Here is a 14,311-nt window from a genome sequence, read left to right on the forward strand (position 1 = left end):
GGGTTCCGGTGGAGCGAACAGGCGCCTGATACGTCGAAGGCCGGGCACGACGCGCGTCGTGCCCGGCCTTCGACGTACTGAACTCGGTCTCAGCGGTCGAGGATCCGGTCGAACTGCGTGGTGGTGTGCCGCAGATGGGCCACCAGCTCCTCGCCGACCTTCGGCTCCGGTGCGTCGGAGGGCACGAAGAGGATGGAGACCTGCATGTGCGGGGGCTCCGCGAACCAGCGCTGCTTGCCTCCCCAGACGAACGGCGAGAGGTTGCGGTTGACCGTGGCGAGGCCCGCGCGGGCCACGCCCTTGGCCCGCGGCATCATGCCGTGCAGGGCCTTCGGGGCCTCCAGGCCGACACCGTGCGAGGTGCCGCCCGCGACCACGACCAGCCAGCCGTCGGACGCGACCTTCTGCTGGCGGTAGCCGAAGCGGTCGCCCTTCGCGACGGCGGTGACGTCGAGGACGGCGCCGCGGTACTCGGTGGCCTCGTGGTCGCCGAGCCAGAGTTTCGTGCCGATGCGCGCGCGGAACCGGGTCTGCGGGAACTGCTGCTGCAGCCTGGCGAGTTCACCGGCCTTGAGGTGGCTGACGAACATCGTGTGCAGCGGCAGCCGCGCCGCGCGCAGCCGGTCCATCCAGCCGATGACCTCCTCGACGGCGTCCGAGCCGTCGGTGCGGTCCAGCGGCAGGTGGATCGCGAAGCCTTCGAGGCGTACGTCCTCGATGGCGGCGTGCAGCTGCGGGAGCTCCTGCTCGGTGATGCCGTGGCGCTTCATCGAGGACATGACCTCGATGACGACGCGGGCGCCCACGAGGCCGTGTACGCCGTCCAGCGACGACACGGAGCGGATGACGCGGTCGGGCAGCGGCACGGGCTCCTCGCCCCGTCGGAACGGGGTCAGGACCAGCAGGTCGCCGCTGAACCAGTCCTTGATCCTGGCGGCTTCGTACGTGGTGCCCACGGCGAGGACGTCGGAGCCGAAGCGCGTGGCTTCCTCGGCCAGGCGCTCATGACCGAAGCCGTAGCCGTTGCCCTTGCAGACCGGGACGATGCCCGGGAACTGCTCCAGCATGTGCTTCTGGTGTGCCCGCCAGCGCGCGGTGTCGACATAGAGCGTGAGCGCCATGGCTGGATCCCGGAACCTTTCTCGTGTCTGCGGTGTATCAGAGTTATGGAACGAAATTGTGCGGGATCAGCGGCGCGACATGTAGATGTCGAGCGCCTTGTGCAGCAGCTTGTTGAGCGGGAAGTCCCACTCGCCGATGTACTCGGCGGCCTCGCCGCCGGTGCCGACCTTGAACTGGATCAGACCGAAGAGGTGGTCGGTCTCGTCGAGGGAGTCGGAGATGCCGCGCAGGTCATAGACGGTGGCACCCATCGCGTACGCGTCGCGGAGCATCCGCCACTGCATCGCGTTCGAGGGCCTGACCTCGCGCCCGATGTTGTCCGAGGCCCCGTAGGAATACCAGACGTGGCCGCCGACGACGAGCATGGTCGCTGCCGACAGGTTCACGCCGTTGTGCCGCGCGAAGTACAGCCGCATGCGGTTGGGGTCCTCGGAGTTGAGGGCCCGCCACATCTGCTCGAAGTAGGCGAGCGGCCGCGGGCGGAACTTGTCGCGCACGGCGGTGATCTCGTACAGGCGCTGCCACTCGGCGAGGTCCTGGTAACCGCCCTGGACGACCTCGACACCGGCCTTCTCGGCCTTCTTGATGTTGCGCCGCCACAGCTGGTTGAAGCCCTTCTGGACCTCGTCGAGAGAGCGGTTGGCCAGCGGGACCTGGAAGACGTAGCGGGGCTGGACGTCACCGAAGCCGGCGCCGCCGTCCTCGCCCTGCTGCCAGCCCATGCGGCGCAGCCGGTCCGCTACCTCGAAGGCGCGCGGCTCGATGTGCGTCGCCTCGGTGTCGCGCAGCCGCTTCACGTCGGGGTTCTGGATGCCTGCCTTGATCGCCGGAGCGTCCCAGCGGCGGATCACGACGGGCGGCCCCATCTTCACGGAGAACGCGCCCTGCTGCTTGAGGTGCGCCAGCATCGGCTGCAGCCACTCGTCCAGGTTCGGGGCGTACCAGTTGATGACCGGACCCTCGGGGAGGTACGCGAGATACCGCTTCAGCTTGGGCAGTTGCCGGTAGAGCACCAGGCCCGCACCGACCAGCTGACCGGTCCTGTCGTCGAACCAACCCAGGTTCTCCGAGCGCCATTCGCTCTTCACGTCAGCCCATGCGGGGACCTGGCAATGACTCGCCGACGGCAGCGTCTGGATATATGCCAGATGCTGCTCGCGACTGATGGTCCTCAGGGTCAGACTCATATCGGGGCGCTCCTCGGGCTGGTGTGTCCCCATGGGTACAGGGGCTCCGGCTCTCGCGCGAAGCCTACTGCGCCCTGCGAGCGACCCGTCTGGGCGTACGGGACCTTGGCCCCCGGCTGGTTGTGCGACCGGGGTACCGGGAGTCCCTCAGCCGACGACTCCGCCGAAGAGTCCGCCGTGCGCCATGCCGAGGAAGAAGCCGACCGCCGATGCGCCGAGCCCCAGGATCAGCCCGAAGCGCTCACGGGTCGTCACGGAGATGAACTGGCCGTACGCGCCCGTGGCGATCCCGACCAGACCCGCCCACGAACTGAGCAGATGGAGGTTGTGGAACATCGCCGTCACGAAGGCGATCGCCCCGAGCACCAGGGTCACGCCGACCAGCGCGTCCTGGAAAGGGTGGGCCTTGCCGTCGGTGGCGAAGAGAGAGATGGCGGTGTTCGGTCGCATTGCCTGTGCCATGTGAGGCACCTCCTGCGTAAGGCGGCGCATCGTAGCGCCATAGACACCCGATGTGTACAGATTCTGCCCGTCCGGCGGCGGATTTCAACCGGAAGCACAGGTGCGGGTACTCTGTACCCTCTGCACCGGTGTCTGCCCAGACCACAGCAAGCGCCCCCGCTCGCGGGAGCCGATTGTCAGTGGCGGCCGATACCGTTGCGTACGCATCACGACCCTCCTGCCACGGAACGACCGTGGCCGCTGAGTCCAAAGGAGGTGGGTTCCACATGCGTCACTACGAAGTGATGGTCATCCTCGACCCCGATCTCGAGGAGCGCGCTGTCTCCCCGCTGATCGAGAACTTCCTCTCCGTCGTCCGTGAGGGCAACGGAAAGGTCGAGAAGGTCGACACCTGGGGCCGTCGTCGTCTGTCCTACGAGATCAAGAAGAAGCCCGAGGGCATCTACTCGGTCATCGACCTGCAGGCCGAGCCTGCGGTCGTCAAGGAGCTCGACCGACAGATGAACCTGAACGAGTCGGTCCTCCGGACCAAGGTCCTCCGTCCCGAGATGCACTGAGCTCTCTAGCTCAGTAGCACCCGGGAATCGAGTAGCAGCAACAAGCAGCCAGCAGCAAACCCGCCGAGAGGTTCCCCCATGGCAGGCGAGACCGTCATCACGGTCGTCGGCAATCTTGTCGACGACCCCGAGCTGCGCTTCACCCCCTCCGGTGCGGCGGTCGCGAAGTTCCGTGTCGCGTCCACTCCCCGCATCTTCGACAAGCAGACCAATGAGTGGAAGGACGGCGAAGGCCTGTTCCTGACCTGCTCGGTCTGGCGTCAGGCGGCGGAGAACGTCGCGGAGTCGCTTCAGCGAGGCATGCGCGTCGTCGTGCAGGGCCGCCTGAAGCAGCGGTCCTACGAGGACCGTGAGGGCATCAAGCGCACGGTCTACGAGCTGGACGTCGAGGAAGTCGGCGCCAGCCTGAAGAACGCCACGGCCAAGGTCACCAAGACCACCGGTCGAGGCGGCCAGGGCGGTTACGGCGGCGGTGGCGGCGGCCAGCAGGGCGGCGGCTGGAGCGGTGGCTCCGGTGGCGGTCAGCAGCAGGGTGGCGGTGGCGGTGCTCCCGCCGACGACCCCTGGGCGACCGGTGCGCCGGCCGGCGGCGGCCAGCAGCAGGGCGGCGGCGGTGGCGGCTGGGGCGGAAGCTCCGGCGGCTCCGGTGGCGGCTACTCGGACGAGCCCCCCTTCTAAGCCTCAGGGCTTTTGGCCCCCGGGCCGAGGGTGGGCCGTACCCACACTTCTTGATCACACAGGAGAAACACCATGGCGAAGCCGCCTGTGCGCAAGCCTAAGAAGAAGGTCTGCGCTTTCTGCAAGGACAAGGTCACGTACGTGGACTACAAGGACACGAACATGCTGCGGAAGTTCATTTCCGACCGCGGCAAGATCCGTGCCCGCCGCGTGACCGGCAACTGCACGCAGCACCAGCGTGACGTCGCCACGGCCGTGAAGAACAGCCGTGAGATGGCGCTGCTGCCCTACACGTCCACCGCGCGATAAGGGAAGGGTGACCGAATAATGAAGATCATCCTCACCCACGAGGTCTCCGGCCTCGGTGCCGCCGGCGAGGTCGTAGACGTCAAGGACGGCTACGCCCGCAACTACCTGATCCCGCGGAACTTCGCGATCCGCTGGACCAAGGGTGGCGAGAAGGACGTCGCGCAGATCCGTCGTGCTCGCAAGATCCACGAGATCGCGACGATCGAGCAGGCCAACGAGATCAAGGCCCAGCTCGAGGCCGTCAAGGTCCGCCTGGCCGTCCGCTCCGGCGACGCCGGTCGTCTCTTCGGTTCCGTCACCCCGGCCGACGTCGCTTCGGCGATCGTGGCTGCCGGTGGCCCGAAGATCGACAAGCGCCGTGTCGAGCTGGGCGCGCCGATCAAGACGCTGGGCGCCCACGCGACGTCCGTGCGTCTGCACCCCGAGGTTGCCGCCAAGGTCAACGTCGAGGTCGTCTCCGCCTAAGCACTGCGCTTGGCAGAGTTGAAGCACAGCGTTGGGCCGCACCCCTCGGGGTGCGGCCCAACGTGTTTCACGGATCTTCTGGCGCTGTTTCACGTGAAACAGCGCAGGGGTTCATGTGAAACAGCGCAGGGTTCACGTGGAACGGTCGGCGCATTCAGCGGGTGGCGCCCGTGACGATCCAGCGGCCGGAGCGGGAGCGCAGCCACAGGGTGAGCATCCGCACCGCCATCATCAGCGTCATCGCTCCCCACAGTGCGGTCAGGCCGCCGCCGAAGGTCGGCACCAGGAGTGCCACGGGCGTGAAGACCGCGAGCGTGGCGATCATGGCCCAGGCCAGATACGGGCCGTCCCCGGCGCCCATCAGGACGCCGTCGAGCACGAAGACGATGCCGCAGATCGGCTGGGCGAGGGCGATCACGATGAGAGCGGGCAGTGCCGCGTCCTCGACGGCCGCGTCACCGGTGAAGAGCGGGATGAACAAGGGGCGCGCGAGCACGACCAGCAGGCCGAGGACGACGCCGGATGCGATGCCCCACTGCACCATCCGCCGACAGACGGCGCGCGCGCCGTCCGCGTCGTCGGCGCCCAGGTAGCGTCCGATGATGGCCTGCCCGGCGATGGCGATCGCGTCGAGCGCGAAGGCCAGCAAACTCCACAGGGACAGAACGATCTGGTGGGCGGCCACGTCGGCGTCACCGAGACGGGCGGCCACGGCGGTCGCGATCATCAAGATGGCCCGCAGCGAGAGCGTGCGGACCAGCAGCGGTACCCCGGCCTGGGCGCAGGCCCGGATCCCGGCGGCGTCGGGACGCAGCGAGGCGCCGTGCCGCCTGGCACCGCGTACGACGACGACGAGGTAGACGGCGGCCATGCCGAACTGGGCGATGACCGTGCCCCAGGCGGATCCGGCGATGCCCAGGTCCGCGCCGTAGACCAGGCCGACATTGAGGACACCGTTGGTGACGAAGCCGCCGATGGCGACGTACAGCGGGGTCTTGGTGTCCTGCAGTCCGCGCAGTACGCCGGTGGCGGCGAGTACGACGAGCATGGCGGGGATGCCGAGTGCGGAGATGCGCAGGTACGTGATCGCGTAAGGAGCCGCGGTGTCCGAGGCGCCGAAGAGGTCGACGAGGGCGGGTGCCGTGGGCAGGACGACGGCGATGACCGCGGCGCCGAGCAGCAGGGCGAGCCAGATGCCGTCCATGCCCTGGCGGATGGCGGCCTGGAGATCGCCGGCGCCCACCCGGCGGGCGACAGCGGCGGTGGTGGCGTACGCGAGGAAGACGAACACGCTCACCGCGGTGGTGAGGAGTGCCGCGGCGATGCCGAGACCGGCCAGTTGCGCGGTGCCGAGGTGGCCGACGATGGCGCTGTCGGCCATCACGAAGAGCGGCTCGGCGACCAGCGCGCCGAAGGCGGGGACGGCGAGGGCGATGATCTCTCGGTCGTGTCTTCGCCGGACGGCCTTGGGCGCTGCGGGAGCCTGTGTCATGGGCACCAATCTAATCTTCCACAGGTAAGAGATGCAATGTTCTTTAGACCCTTACGTGGGTGCTCGTCGGGCGCTCCTTCGCGCGCCGTTTGTCGTGATCTTGGTCAGAGTGGAGAAGTTTTTCTTCTGCACAGCCGGTGGATGGGAAAGTCGCAGGTCAGAGAGGCTTTTCTGAGTTGGCTGAGGGCTTGTTCACAGGGCTGTCCACCGGGCCGTGCACAGGTTTGGCGGGGTTCTCCACAGCATCGGGCCCGTCATCCACACCGCCTGTGGATAACCAGATTGGCTGACGGTGCCCACGGGCCTACCGTGGTCCGGCGCCCGCCTCGTCTTTCGACCTCGGAAACCCCGTAAAACCGACGCGTCAGAACCGGAGTTGGGCCCCCTTATTTGTCAGTGTCGTGCCGTAGGAAGAGGCATGGCGAGGTCCGCTCGGCGGACGGGAGGAGGTGGCCCGGTGAGTATCTCCGAGCCTTTGGACGACCCCTGGGCCGACAGCGGTCCCAGTGACCGTCTGCCCGTCTCCCGACCGCGCCGCGACGGAGGCCGGGGCGGCCGCGACGAGCAGCACGAGCGAGGCCGCGAAGGCGGCTGGGACGGCGGCGGCTCGTCCTTCGAGCGCGTTCCCCCGCAGGATCTCGATGCCGAGCAGTCGGTGCTCGGCGGCATGCTGCTCTCCAAGGACGCGATCGCCGATGTCGTCGAGGTCCTCAAGGGCCACGACTTCTACCGGCCCGCGCACGAGACCGTCTACTCGGCGATCCTCGACCTGTACGCGAAGGGCGAGCCGGCCGACCCGATCACCGTCGCGGCCGAACTCACCAAGCGCGGCGAGATCACCAAGGTCGGCGGCGCATCGTATCTGCACACCCTGGTCCAGACGGTCCCGACCGCGGCGAACGCCGAGTACTACGCGGAGATCGTCCACGAGCGCGCGGTCCTGCGCCGCCTCGTCGAGGCAGGCACGCGCATCACCCAGATGGGATACGCGGCCGACGGCGACGTCGACGAGATCGTCAACAGCGCCCAGGCCGAGATCTACGCGGTCACCGAGCAGCGCACCACCGAGGACTATCTGCCGCTCGGCGACATCATGGAGGGCGCGCTCGACGAGATCGAGGCGATCGGCTCGCGCTCCGGTGAGATGACCGGTGTGCCGACCGGCTTCACCGACCTCGACCAGCTCACCAACGGCCTGCACCCGGGCCAGATGATCATCATCGCCGCCCGTCCCGCGATGGGTAAGTCGACGCTGGCCCTCGACTTCGCGCGAGCCTGTTCGATCAAGCACAACATGCCGAGCGTGATCTTCTCGCTCGAAATGGGGCGCAACGAGATCGCGATGCGTCTGCTGTCCGCCGAGGCCCGCGTGGCGCTGCACCACATGCGTTCCGGCACGATGACGGACGAGGACTGGACCCGGCTCGCCCGCCGGATGCCGGACGTCTCGGCCGCGCCGCTCTACATCGACGACTCCCCGAACCTGTCGATGATGGAGATCCGCGCCAAGTGCCGCCGCCTCAAGCAGCGCAACGACCTCAAGCTCGTCGTCATCGACTACCTGCAGCTGATGCAGTCCGGCGGTTCCAAGCGGTCCGAGAGCCGCCAGCAGGAAGTCTCGGACATGTCGCGAAACCTGAAGCTCCTCGCCAAGGAGCTCGAGCTGCCGGTGATCGCGCTCTCGCAGCTGAACCGTGGCCCCGAGCAGCGTACGGACAAGAAGCCGATGGTGTCCGACCTGCGTGAATCCGGCTCGATCGAGCAGGACGCGGACATGGTGATCCTGCTGCACCGCGAGGACGCGTACGAGAAGGAGTCACCGCGCGCGGGCGAGGCCGACATCATCGTCGGCAAGCACCGTAACGGCCCGACGGCGACGATCACGGTCGCCTTCCAGGGCCACTACTCGCGCTTCGTGGACATGGCGCAGACCTGATCCGATCAGCCCGCTTCGGTGCGCTGTACCAGGCCGCTCAGGATGAGGGCGAGGCCCGCCTCGAACGCCGATTCGTCATCGATCTCCGGCACGTCGGTCGCCGGCTCCGCGGCGTCACCGGGGCCTGCGTCGGCCTGCTCTTCCAGGACGCTGCCGACCGTGTAGCGGCTGGCGGCCAGCATGGCCATCTGCGCGTCTCGCTCGGGCACGCCGGAGGTGATGAGGAAGGCCATCTTGCGGCGGATCCGGTCGAGGTCGCCGGTCGGGGTGCTGCCGGCATGCAGGCGGGCGCCGTCGCGGCGCAGTAGCAGCGTGCGCCGGAAGCTGCGCGTGTTCTCCAGGAACCACTCGCGCCAGTCGTCCTCGGGCGCGGGGAGGGGTGCGTCGGCGTGGGGGGCCATGGCCGCTTGCGCCATGGCCGCGAGCAGGTCCTTCTTGGTCCGGAAGTGGTAGTAGAGCGAGGGCTGCTCGACGCCGAGCCGCTGTGCCAGCCGTCTCGTGCTGACGTTCTCCAAACCCACCTCGTCGAGCAGGTCCAACGCTTCAGTGACGACGGTCGCACGGTTCATCTTGGTCACGTTGACAATCTATCGGTGATAGAAGATTCTGAAAAGAAATCAATCACCGATAGATTTTGGAGTGTCGGCATGACACACAAGATCACGAAGCACTCCCTGAGGGTTCTCGTCGCCGGTGGCGGCGTCACCGGGCAGGCGCTGGCCTTCTGGCTCGCCCGCGGCGGCCACCAGGTGACGGTCGTCGAACGTTCTCCGGCGCTGCGCGCCTCGGGGGCACAGGTCGACCTGCGCGGACAAGGCATCGAAGCGGTCAAACGGATGGGGCTGCTCGACACCGTCCGCAGCCGACTCGTGGACGAGGCAGGCGTCGCCTTCGTCGACTCCCGCGGGAAGCCGAAGGCGACGATCATGGCCAACACCTCCGGCAAGGGCCGCCAGAGCCTCACCTCGGAGTACGAGATCATGCGCGGCGACCTCGTCCGCATCCTCCACGACGCGACCGAACACGACACCGAGTACGTCTTCGGCAAGAGCGTCGACGGCTTCGACCAGGGCGACCACCAGGTCACCGCCCACTTCTCCGACGGCACGTCCGGTGAGTACGACGTGCTGATCGGCGCCGACGGCCAGGGCTCACGCATCCGCCGGGCGCTCCTCCCGGAGGGCTTCGCCCCGTACTGGCGCGTCGGCATCCACATGGCCTACTGGTTCGTCCCACGCACCGCCTCCGACAGCAACATCCGCGACACCTACATGGTCCCGGGCGGCCGCCAGATCATGCGGCGCAGCCACAACACGACCGAGACCCAGGTCTACTTCGTGATGCGGGAGGAGTCGGCGGAAGCCTCCGCGATCCACCGCGCGCCCATCGAACAGCAGCAGGGATTCTGGGCCAGCCGTTTCCGCGACGCGGGCTGGCAGACCGAGTGGTTCATCGCGGGCATGGAGACGAGCCCGTTCTTCTACTCCCAGGAGATCCTTCAAGTACGCACCGACACCTGGTCCCAGGGCCGGGTGGTCCTGGCTGGTGACGCCGCACACTGCGCCTCCCCCTACAGCGGCATGGGCATCTCCGGCGGCCTCGTCGGTGCCTACGTCCTGGCCGGCGAAATCAACCGGCACGCGGACGACCTGCCCACGGCTCTGGCGAACTACGACAGCGTGCTGCGGCCCTTCATCAACGAAATCCAGGCCGAGGTGAACCCTCGCCTGCTACGCGTCGGCATGCCCATGAACAGGCACGCGATCAGCGCCTTCCAGGCCGCCACGGCCCTGGCTTGCCGCCTGCGCGTTCCCGACCTCACCGCACGCTTCGCGAAGGAGGACCGCGGTGGCGACTGGCGGCTCCCCGACTACCCCGCCTGCCCCGACTACCCCGCCTGCCGCGACGGAGTCGAGCCGAAGCCTCCGGTTGAGGAGGGGTGACTCCCGGACGGGCGCTCAGCGCCTCGTCTCGTACCTGGTCAGGAGCACGCCGTCGGGAAACGCCCGCGTCTCCACCAGGTTCAGGTTCACCCAGCTGTCCAGCGAGGTGAAGAACGGCGTGCCGCCGCCCGCCAGGACCGGCGCGGTGGCCAGCACGTACTCGTCGATCAGCCCGGCCCGCATGGCCGCCCCGGCGAGCGTCGCGCCGGCGATGTCCATCGGGCCGCCGTCCTCGGCCTTGAGCCGGGTGATCTCGGCGACCGCGTCGCCGGTGACCAGGCGGGTGTTCCAGTCGACCTTGTCGACCGTCGAGGAGAACACCACCTTCGACATGTCCCGCCAGCGGCGCGCGAACTCGATCTCCGCCGGGGTGGCGCCCGGCCGCTGGTCGCCGGTCGGCCAGTAGGAGCTCATCGTCTGCCACAGCTTGCGTCCGTACAGCGACAGGTCGGTCGCCTGCAACTGGTCGGACCAGAACTGGAACAGCTCGTCGCTCGGCACGCTCCAGCCGATGTCGTCGCCGGGCGCGGCGATGTAGCCGTCCAGGGTCAGGTTCATGCCGTAGATCAGTTTCCGCATGGCGCCAGCCTCCCGTGAGTCGGTCTCACGCGTACAGACCGGCGCGGTGCGGGAATCTCATCGGCGGCGGGGCCCTACAGGTGGCGAAGGCGAGGCCCTACAGGTGGCGAACCTGATCCCGTCCGTACTGATGCGGCCGGGCTCAGAACGCGCTGAGTCCGGTGAGTTCGCACGAGAGGTCCCAGAGCCGCGTGGCCGCCTCGGGATCGACGGCCCAGGGCTTGACGCCGCCGGCGAGCATGTCGTCGCCGGTGGCCGGTTCGGCGATGTCGCAGTCCTGGCAGTAGGCGCCTCCGTGGCCGTCGAGCAGGGGCGAGGTCGCCGCCCAGACGGCAGTCGCCGCGCCCTGTTCCGGGGACTTGAAGCCGTCGGCGGGCGCGCCGTCCGGGGTCACCCAGCCGTGCGCGAGCCACTCCTCGCGGGGGATGTGCCGCTGCAGCGGGGTCAGGATGCTTCCGGGGTGCACGGCGAAGGCGTGCAGGCCGAGGTCGGTGCCGAGGCGGTCCAGGTGCAGGGCGAAGAGGGCATTGGCGGTCTTGGACTGGGCGTAGGCGAGCCAGCGGTCGTAGCCGGTGCGCAGGTGCGGGTCGTCCCAGCGGATGTCGGACAGGAAGTGCCCGGAGGAGGCCACGGCCACCACCCGCGCGCCCTGCGGGGCGAAGGCCGGGCGGAGGTGGTGGACGAGCGCGAAGTGCCCGAGGTGGTTGATCCCGAAGTGCGCTTCCCAGCCCGGGCCGACGCGTGTTTCGGGGCAGGCCATCACGCCCGCGCCGTTGATGAGGACGTCGAGGGTGCGGCCGCTCTCCAGGAAGCGTTCGGCGAAGACGCGCACGCTGTCCGGGTCCGCCAGGTCGAGGGCGCCCACCTCGGTCCCGGAGAGGCCGCGCAGCGCGGCTTCGGCGGTGTCGGGACGGCGCGCGGGGACGATGACGTGCGCGCCCGCGCGGACGAGGGCGCGGGTCGTTTCGAGGCCGAGGCCGGAGTATCCGCCGGTCACCACGGCGGTGGTGCCCGTCAGGTCGAGGCCGGTGAGGACGTCGCCCGCGGTGCTGTGGGCGCCGAATCCCGTGCCGATCTTCCGCTGTTCCGTGATCATGTGCAGGACGCTAAAACCTAGAGTGTGCGCTAGGTCAAGGGAGCGCTACGGTCGTGGCATGAGTACGGATGTGGGCGGGCTGCCCACGGATGAGTCGGGCGAGCTGCCCGCGGACGTTGCGGACGGTCTCCCCATCGGGAAGGTCGCCGAGACGACCGGGCTGAGCGTGCACGCGCTGCGGTTCTTCGAGCGCGAGGGGCTCTTCCTGCGGGAGATCCCCCGCTCGGGCGGCGGGCAGCGGATCTATGCACAGACGGATGTGGACTGGCTCCTGCTGTGCGGTCGGCTCCGCGCGTCGGGGATGCCGATCGCCACGGTCAAGCGGTTCGCCGCACTGGTGCGTTCGGGGCCGGGCAACGAGGAGGACAGGCTCGCACTGCTCCAGGAGCACGAGAGGGACGTACGCGCCAGGATCGACGACCTGAACTCCTGCCTGGACGTCATCCACAACAAGGTCGACATCTACGAACACCACGTACGGGAAGGCACGGCCGCGGGAGTCTGGTCACCAGGGAATCCGCTCGACGCGGCGCCGTCTCCCAGGTGAACTGGTCCCATGACGACACCCCGTGAAGAGTTGCTCCCCGCCACCCGCCGAGCCCTGCTGCACCGCATCGCCACCGCTCAGACGCAGGGGCGGACCCCCTCCCTCGTCGCATCGGTGGCCCGGGACGGGGAGTTGGTGTGGAGCGGCGGCCGCAGCATGGTGGACGGTCACGCGCCGGACGAGAACGTCCAGTACCGCATCGGTTCGATCACCAAGCCCTTCACCGCCGTACTGGTGATGCGGCTGCGGGACGAGGGCGTGCTCGACCTCGGCGACCCCCTGGAGAAGCATCTGCCGGGCAGCGGAGCGGGGGAGGCGACGATCGCCGAACTCCTGGCGCACACCGGGGGCCTCGCGGCCGAGACGCCTGGGGAGTGGTGGGAGCGCACTCCTGGATCGACGCGTCCTGAGCTGGCCGACGTCTTGGGCGAGCAGCCCTTCAGGCACCCCGTCGGCCGTCGGCACCACTACTCCAACCCCGGCTATACGTTGCTGGGGGCACTGGTGGCGGCCCTGCGGGGTGTCCCGTGGGAAGAGGTGCTGAGGCGTGAGGTACTTGAGCCGCTGGGGCTGAACCGCACGAGCGCACAGCCGCAGGCTCCGCACGCGGGTGGTTGGGCCGTGCATCCCTGGGCGGACGTGATGATGCCCGAACCCGCGGAGGACCTGGGCCTGATGGCTCCGGCAGGACAGCTGTGGTCCACCACGGCCGACCTGGTGCGCTTCGCGTCCTTCCTGGTCAAGGGCGACGACCGGGTGCTGAGTGCCGATTCCGTACGGGAGATGCGTACGCCGTCGGCGCCGTCGCAGCCGGGGGACTGGGGCAGGGCGTACGGACTCGGGCTTGACCTGCTGCGGTGGGAGGGGCGCAGCCTGGCCGGGCACACGGGCTCGCTCCCGGGCTTCCTGGCCGGTCTGTGGGTGAGCGAGGAGGACGGTGTGGCCGCGGTCGCGCTCGCCAACTGCACCTCCGGGCCGCTCGTGGCGGCCTTGACCGCCGACCTGGTGAAGATCGTGGCCGAGGCGGAGCCGCGCATCCCCGAGCCCTGGCGGCCCCTTCCCGAAGTCGACGAGAAGGAGCTGGAGTTGACGGGCCCCTGGTACTGGGGGACCCAGGTGCTCGCGCTCCGACTGGCGGCCGACGGCGGGGTCGAGCTCGGCCCGCTCACCGGCGCGGGACGCCAGGCGCGTTTCCGTTCCAACGGCGACGGCACGTGGACGGGCCTGAACGGCTACTACGCGGGGGAGCTGCTGCGGGCGGTACGGCGGCCGGACGGTTCGGTGAGCCACCTCGACCTGGGGTCGTTCGTCTTCACCCGGAAGCCGTACGACGAAGGGGCGCCGGTTCCCGGCGGGGTGGACCCGCAGGGGTGGCGCGGCTTCGCGTAGGCGCTGAGTAGTAGTCCTGTTTCACGTGAAACAGGACTACTCGCCTTGTCCGGCGCAGGGTTTCAGAGCTGGAGCTTGAACCCCACGTGCGACGCCGTGAAGCCGAGCCGCTCGTAGAAGCGGTGGGCGTCGGTGCGCGAGGCGTCGGAGGTCAGCTGCACCAACTGGCAGTCCTGGCGCCGGGATTCCTCGACGGCCCATTCGATGAACTGTGTGCCGAGCCCGCTGCCGCGCTCGTCGGCGTGCACGCGTACGCCTTCGATGATCGACCGTGTGGCGCCCTTGCGGGAGAGTCCGGGAACGATCGTCAGCTGAAGCGTGCCGACGACGCGGCCCTCGCGCACGGCGACGACCAGATGCTGGTTCGGGTCGCCGGCCAGCCGCTCGTACGCCGTGACGTACGGGGCGAGGTCGTCCGGCGACTCACGCGCGGCGCCCAAGGGGTCGTCGGCGAGCATGCCCACGACGGCGGGCAGATCGTCGACCACGGCAGGACGTATTTCAAGATCTCCCATGGCCGCAGCCTATGCGGGCCGCGGCCCGCGCGAC

The 14,311-nt window shown here is 68.8% G+C and carries 16 protein-coding genes; 8 read left to right on the top strand and 8 right to left on the bottom strand.

Annotated elements, in window-relative coordinates; translation table 11 throughout:
• Window positions 1-89: 89 nt before the first annotated feature.
• From CP970_RS21415 to CP970_RS21425, 3 genes are all read right to left on the bottom strand, one after another.
• A complete protein-coding gene (locus tag CP970_RS21415) occupies window positions 90-1,121 on the bottom strand; it encodes an alanine racemase (RefSeq protein WP_150493715.1) in 1,032 nt (343 codons plus the stop codon).
• A gap of 66 nt (window positions 1,122-1,187) precedes the next feature.
• Window positions 1,188-2,309: a lipid II:glycine glycyltransferase FemX gene (locus tag CP970_RS21420; RefSeq protein ID WP_150493717.1), complete on the bottom strand. Its 1,122-nt coding sequence runs from the start codon at window positions 2,307-2,309 to the stop codon at window positions 1,188-1,190.
• 147 nt (window positions 2,310-2,456) lie between these two features.
• Window positions 2,457-2,771 (bottom strand): hypothetical protein, encoded by a 315-nt coding sequence (locus tag CP970_RS21425; protein WP_055554241.1) that lies wholly within the window; start codon window positions 2,769-2,771, stop codon window positions 2,457-2,459.
• Window positions 2,772-3,037: 266 nt separating this feature from the next.
• Between CP970_RS21425 and rpsF the strand changes: the two genes are divergently transcribed.
• The 4 genes from rpsF (at window position 3,038) to rplI (ending at window position 4,780) form a co-directional block, all read left to right on the top strand.
• Complete coding sequence (gene rpsF, locus CP970_RS21430; protein ID WP_016644628.1) at window positions 3,038-3,328, top strand: 30S ribosomal protein S6; 291 nt, start codon at window positions 3,038-3,040, stop codon at window positions 3,326-3,328.
• Window positions 3,329-3,406: 78 nt separating this feature from the next.
• Complete coding sequence (locus CP970_RS21435; RefSeq protein WP_150493719.1) at window positions 3,407-4,006, top strand: single-stranded DNA-binding protein; 600 nt, start codon at window positions 3,407-3,409, stop codon at window positions 4,004-4,006.
• Between the two features lie 72 nt (window positions 4,007-4,078).
• Window positions 4,079-4,315, top strand: coding sequence for a 30S ribosomal protein S18 (gene rpsR / locus CP970_RS21440; protein ID WP_003949403.1), 237 nt, complete (start codon window positions 4,079-4,081; stop codon window positions 4,313-4,315).
• A gap of 18 nt (window positions 4,316-4,333) precedes the next feature.
• A complete protein-coding gene (gene rplI, locus CP970_RS21445; RefSeq protein ID WP_150493721.1) occupies window positions 4,334-4,780 on the top strand; it encodes a 50S ribosomal protein L9 in 447 nt (148 codons plus the stop codon).
• A 154-nt stretch (window positions 4,781-4,934) separates the two neighbouring features.
• Here rplI and CP970_RS21450 read toward each other — a convergent pair whose 3' ends face one another.
• Window positions 4,935-6,272 carry an MATE family efflux transporter gene (locus CP970_RS21450; RefSeq protein ID WP_150493723.1) on the bottom strand — a complete coding sequence of 446 codons (1,338 nt, stop codon included), beginning with the start codon at window positions 6,270-6,272 and terminating at the stop codon, window positions 4,935-4,937.
• A 457-nt stretch (window positions 6,273-6,729) separates the two neighbouring features.
• Between CP970_RS21450 and dnaB the strand changes: the two genes are divergently transcribed.
• Entirely contained in the window at window positions 6,730-8,208 is a 1,479-nt protein-coding gene (dnaB, locus tag CP970_RS21455; protein ID WP_055549975.1) for a replicative DNA helicase, read from the top strand.
• 5 nt (window positions 8,209-8,213) lie between these two features.
• On the opposite strand, the gene CP970_RS21460 is transcribed toward dnaB, so the two are convergent.
• Window positions 8,214-8,777, bottom strand: coding sequence for a TetR/AcrR family transcriptional regulator C-terminal domain-containing protein (locus CP970_RS21460; RefSeq protein WP_055549981.1), 564 nt, complete (start codon window positions 8,775-8,777; stop codon window positions 8,214-8,216).
• A gap of 78 nt (window positions 8,778-8,855) precedes the next feature.
• On the opposite strand from CP970_RS21460, the gene CP970_RS21465 reads away from it, so the two are divergent.
• Window positions 8,856-10,151, top strand: a complete 1,296-nt coding sequence (locus tag CP970_RS21465) for an FAD-dependent monooxygenase (RefSeq protein WP_055549973.1) — start codon at window positions 8,856-8,858, stop codon at window positions 10,149-10,151.
• Window positions 10,152-10,166: 15 nt separating this feature from the next.
• Here CP970_RS21465 and CP970_RS21470 read toward each other — a convergent pair whose 3' ends face one another.
• Together CP970_RS21470 and CP970_RS21475 are read right to left on the bottom strand one after the other, a co-directional pair.
• The gene (locus CP970_RS21470) at window positions 10,167-10,730 is read right to left on the bottom strand and encodes a dihydrofolate reductase family protein (protein WP_055549972.1); all 564 of its coding nucleotides are present in this window, start codon (window positions 10,728-10,730) and stop codon (window positions 10,167-10,169) included.
• Between the two features lie 142 nt (window positions 10,731-10,872).
• On the bottom strand, window positions 10,873-11,826 hold the full coding sequence (locus CP970_RS21475) for an SDR family NAD(P)-dependent oxidoreductase (protein WP_055549970.1): 954 nt from the start codon (window positions 11,824-11,826) through the stop codon (window positions 10,873-10,875).
• Window positions 11,827-11,884: 58 nt separating this feature from the next.
• Here CP970_RS21475 and CP970_RS21480 point away from each other — a divergent pair, with 58 nt between their 5' ends.
• Together CP970_RS21480 and CP970_RS21485 are read left to right on the top strand one after the other, a co-directional pair.
• On the top strand, window positions 11,885-12,373 hold the full coding sequence (locus CP970_RS21480; protein WP_079043673.1) for a MerR family transcriptional regulator: 489 nt from the start codon (window positions 11,885-11,887) through the stop codon (window positions 12,371-12,373).
• Window positions 12,374-12,382: 9 nt separating this feature from the next.
• The gene (locus CP970_RS21485; protein WP_055549968.1) at window positions 12,383-13,762 is read left to right on the top strand and encodes a serine hydrolase domain-containing protein; all 1,380 of its coding nucleotides are present in this window, start codon (window positions 12,383-12,385) and stop codon (window positions 13,760-13,762) included.
• Between the two features lie 62 nt (window positions 13,763-13,824).
• On the opposite strand, the gene CP970_RS21490 is transcribed toward CP970_RS21485, so the two are convergent.
• The gene (locus tag CP970_RS21490; protein ID WP_055549966.1) at window positions 13,825-14,277 is read right to left on the bottom strand and encodes a GNAT family N-acetyltransferase; all 453 of its coding nucleotides are present in this window, start codon (window positions 14,275-14,277) and stop codon (window positions 13,825-13,827) included.
• Window positions 14,278-14,311: the final 34 nt, after the last annotated feature.

Origin of the sequence: Streptomyces kanamyceticus, from assembly GCF_008704495.1 — a bacterium.
GTDB lineage: Bacteria > Actinomycetota > Actinomycetes > Streptomycetales > Streptomycetaceae > Streptomyces > Streptomyces kanamyceticus.

What these genes read in the sequence shown, in the direction of transcription:
- CP970_RS21415 (WP_150493715.1), bottom strand. Translation starts at nt 1,121, where the DNA reads ATGGCGCTCACGCTCTATGTCGACACCGCGCGCTGGCGGGCACACCAG.
- CP970_RS21420 (WP_150493717.1), bottom strand. Translation starts at nt 2,309, where the DNA reads ATGAGTCTGACCCTGAGGACCATCAGTCGCGAGCAGCATCTGGCATAT.
- CP970_RS21425 (WP_055554241.1), bottom strand. Translation starts at nt 2,771, where the DNA reads ATGGCACAGGCAATGCGACCGAACACCGCCATCTCTCTCTTCGCCACC.
- rpsF (WP_016644628.1), top strand. Translation starts at nt 3,038, where the DNA reads ATGCGTCACTACGAAGTGATGGTCATCCTCGACCCCGATCTCGAGGAG.
- CP970_RS21435 (WP_150493719.1), top strand. Translation starts at nt 3,407, where the DNA reads ATGGCAGGCGAGACCGTCATCACGGTCGTCGGCAATCTTGTCGACGAC.
- rpsR (WP_003949403.1), top strand. Translation starts at nt 4,079, where the DNA reads ATGGCGAAGCCGCCTGTGCGCAAGCCTAAGAAGAAGGTCTGCGCTTTC.
- rplI (WP_150493721.1), top strand. Translation starts at nt 4,334, where the DNA reads ATGAAGATCATCCTCACCCACGAGGTCTCCGGCCTCGGTGCCGCCGGC.
- CP970_RS21450 (WP_150493723.1), bottom strand. Translation starts at nt 6,272, where the DNA reads ATGACACAGGCTCCCGCAGCGCCCAAGGCCGTCCGGCGAAGACACGAC.
- CP970_RS21460 (WP_055549981.1), bottom strand. Translation starts at nt 8,777, where the DNA reads ATGAACCGTGCGACCGTCGTCACTGAAGCGTTGGACCTGCTCGACGAG.
- CP970_RS21465 (WP_055549973.1), top strand. Translation starts at nt 8,856, where the DNA reads ATGACACACAAGATCACGAAGCACTCCCTGAGGGTTCTCGTCGCCGGT.
- CP970_RS21470 (WP_055549972.1), bottom strand. Translation starts at nt 10,730, where the DNA reads ATGCGGAAACTGATCTACGGCATGAACCTGACCCTGGACGGCTACATC.
- CP970_RS21475 (WP_055549970.1), bottom strand. Translation starts at nt 11,826, where the DNA reads ATGATCACGGAACAGCGGAAGATCGGCACGGGATTCGGCGCCCACAGC.
- CP970_RS21480 (WP_079043673.1), top strand. Translation starts at nt 11,885, where the DNA reads ATGAGTACGGATGTGGGCGGGCTGCCCACGGATGAGTCGGGCGAGCTG.
- CP970_RS21485 (WP_055549968.1), top strand. Translation starts at nt 12,383, where the DNA reads ATGACGACACCCCGTGAAGAGTTGCTCCCCGCCACCCGCCGAGCCCTG.
- CP970_RS21490 (WP_055549966.1), bottom strand. Translation starts at nt 14,277, where the DNA reads ATGGGAGATCTTGAAATACGTCCTGCCGTGGTCGACGATCTGCCCGCC.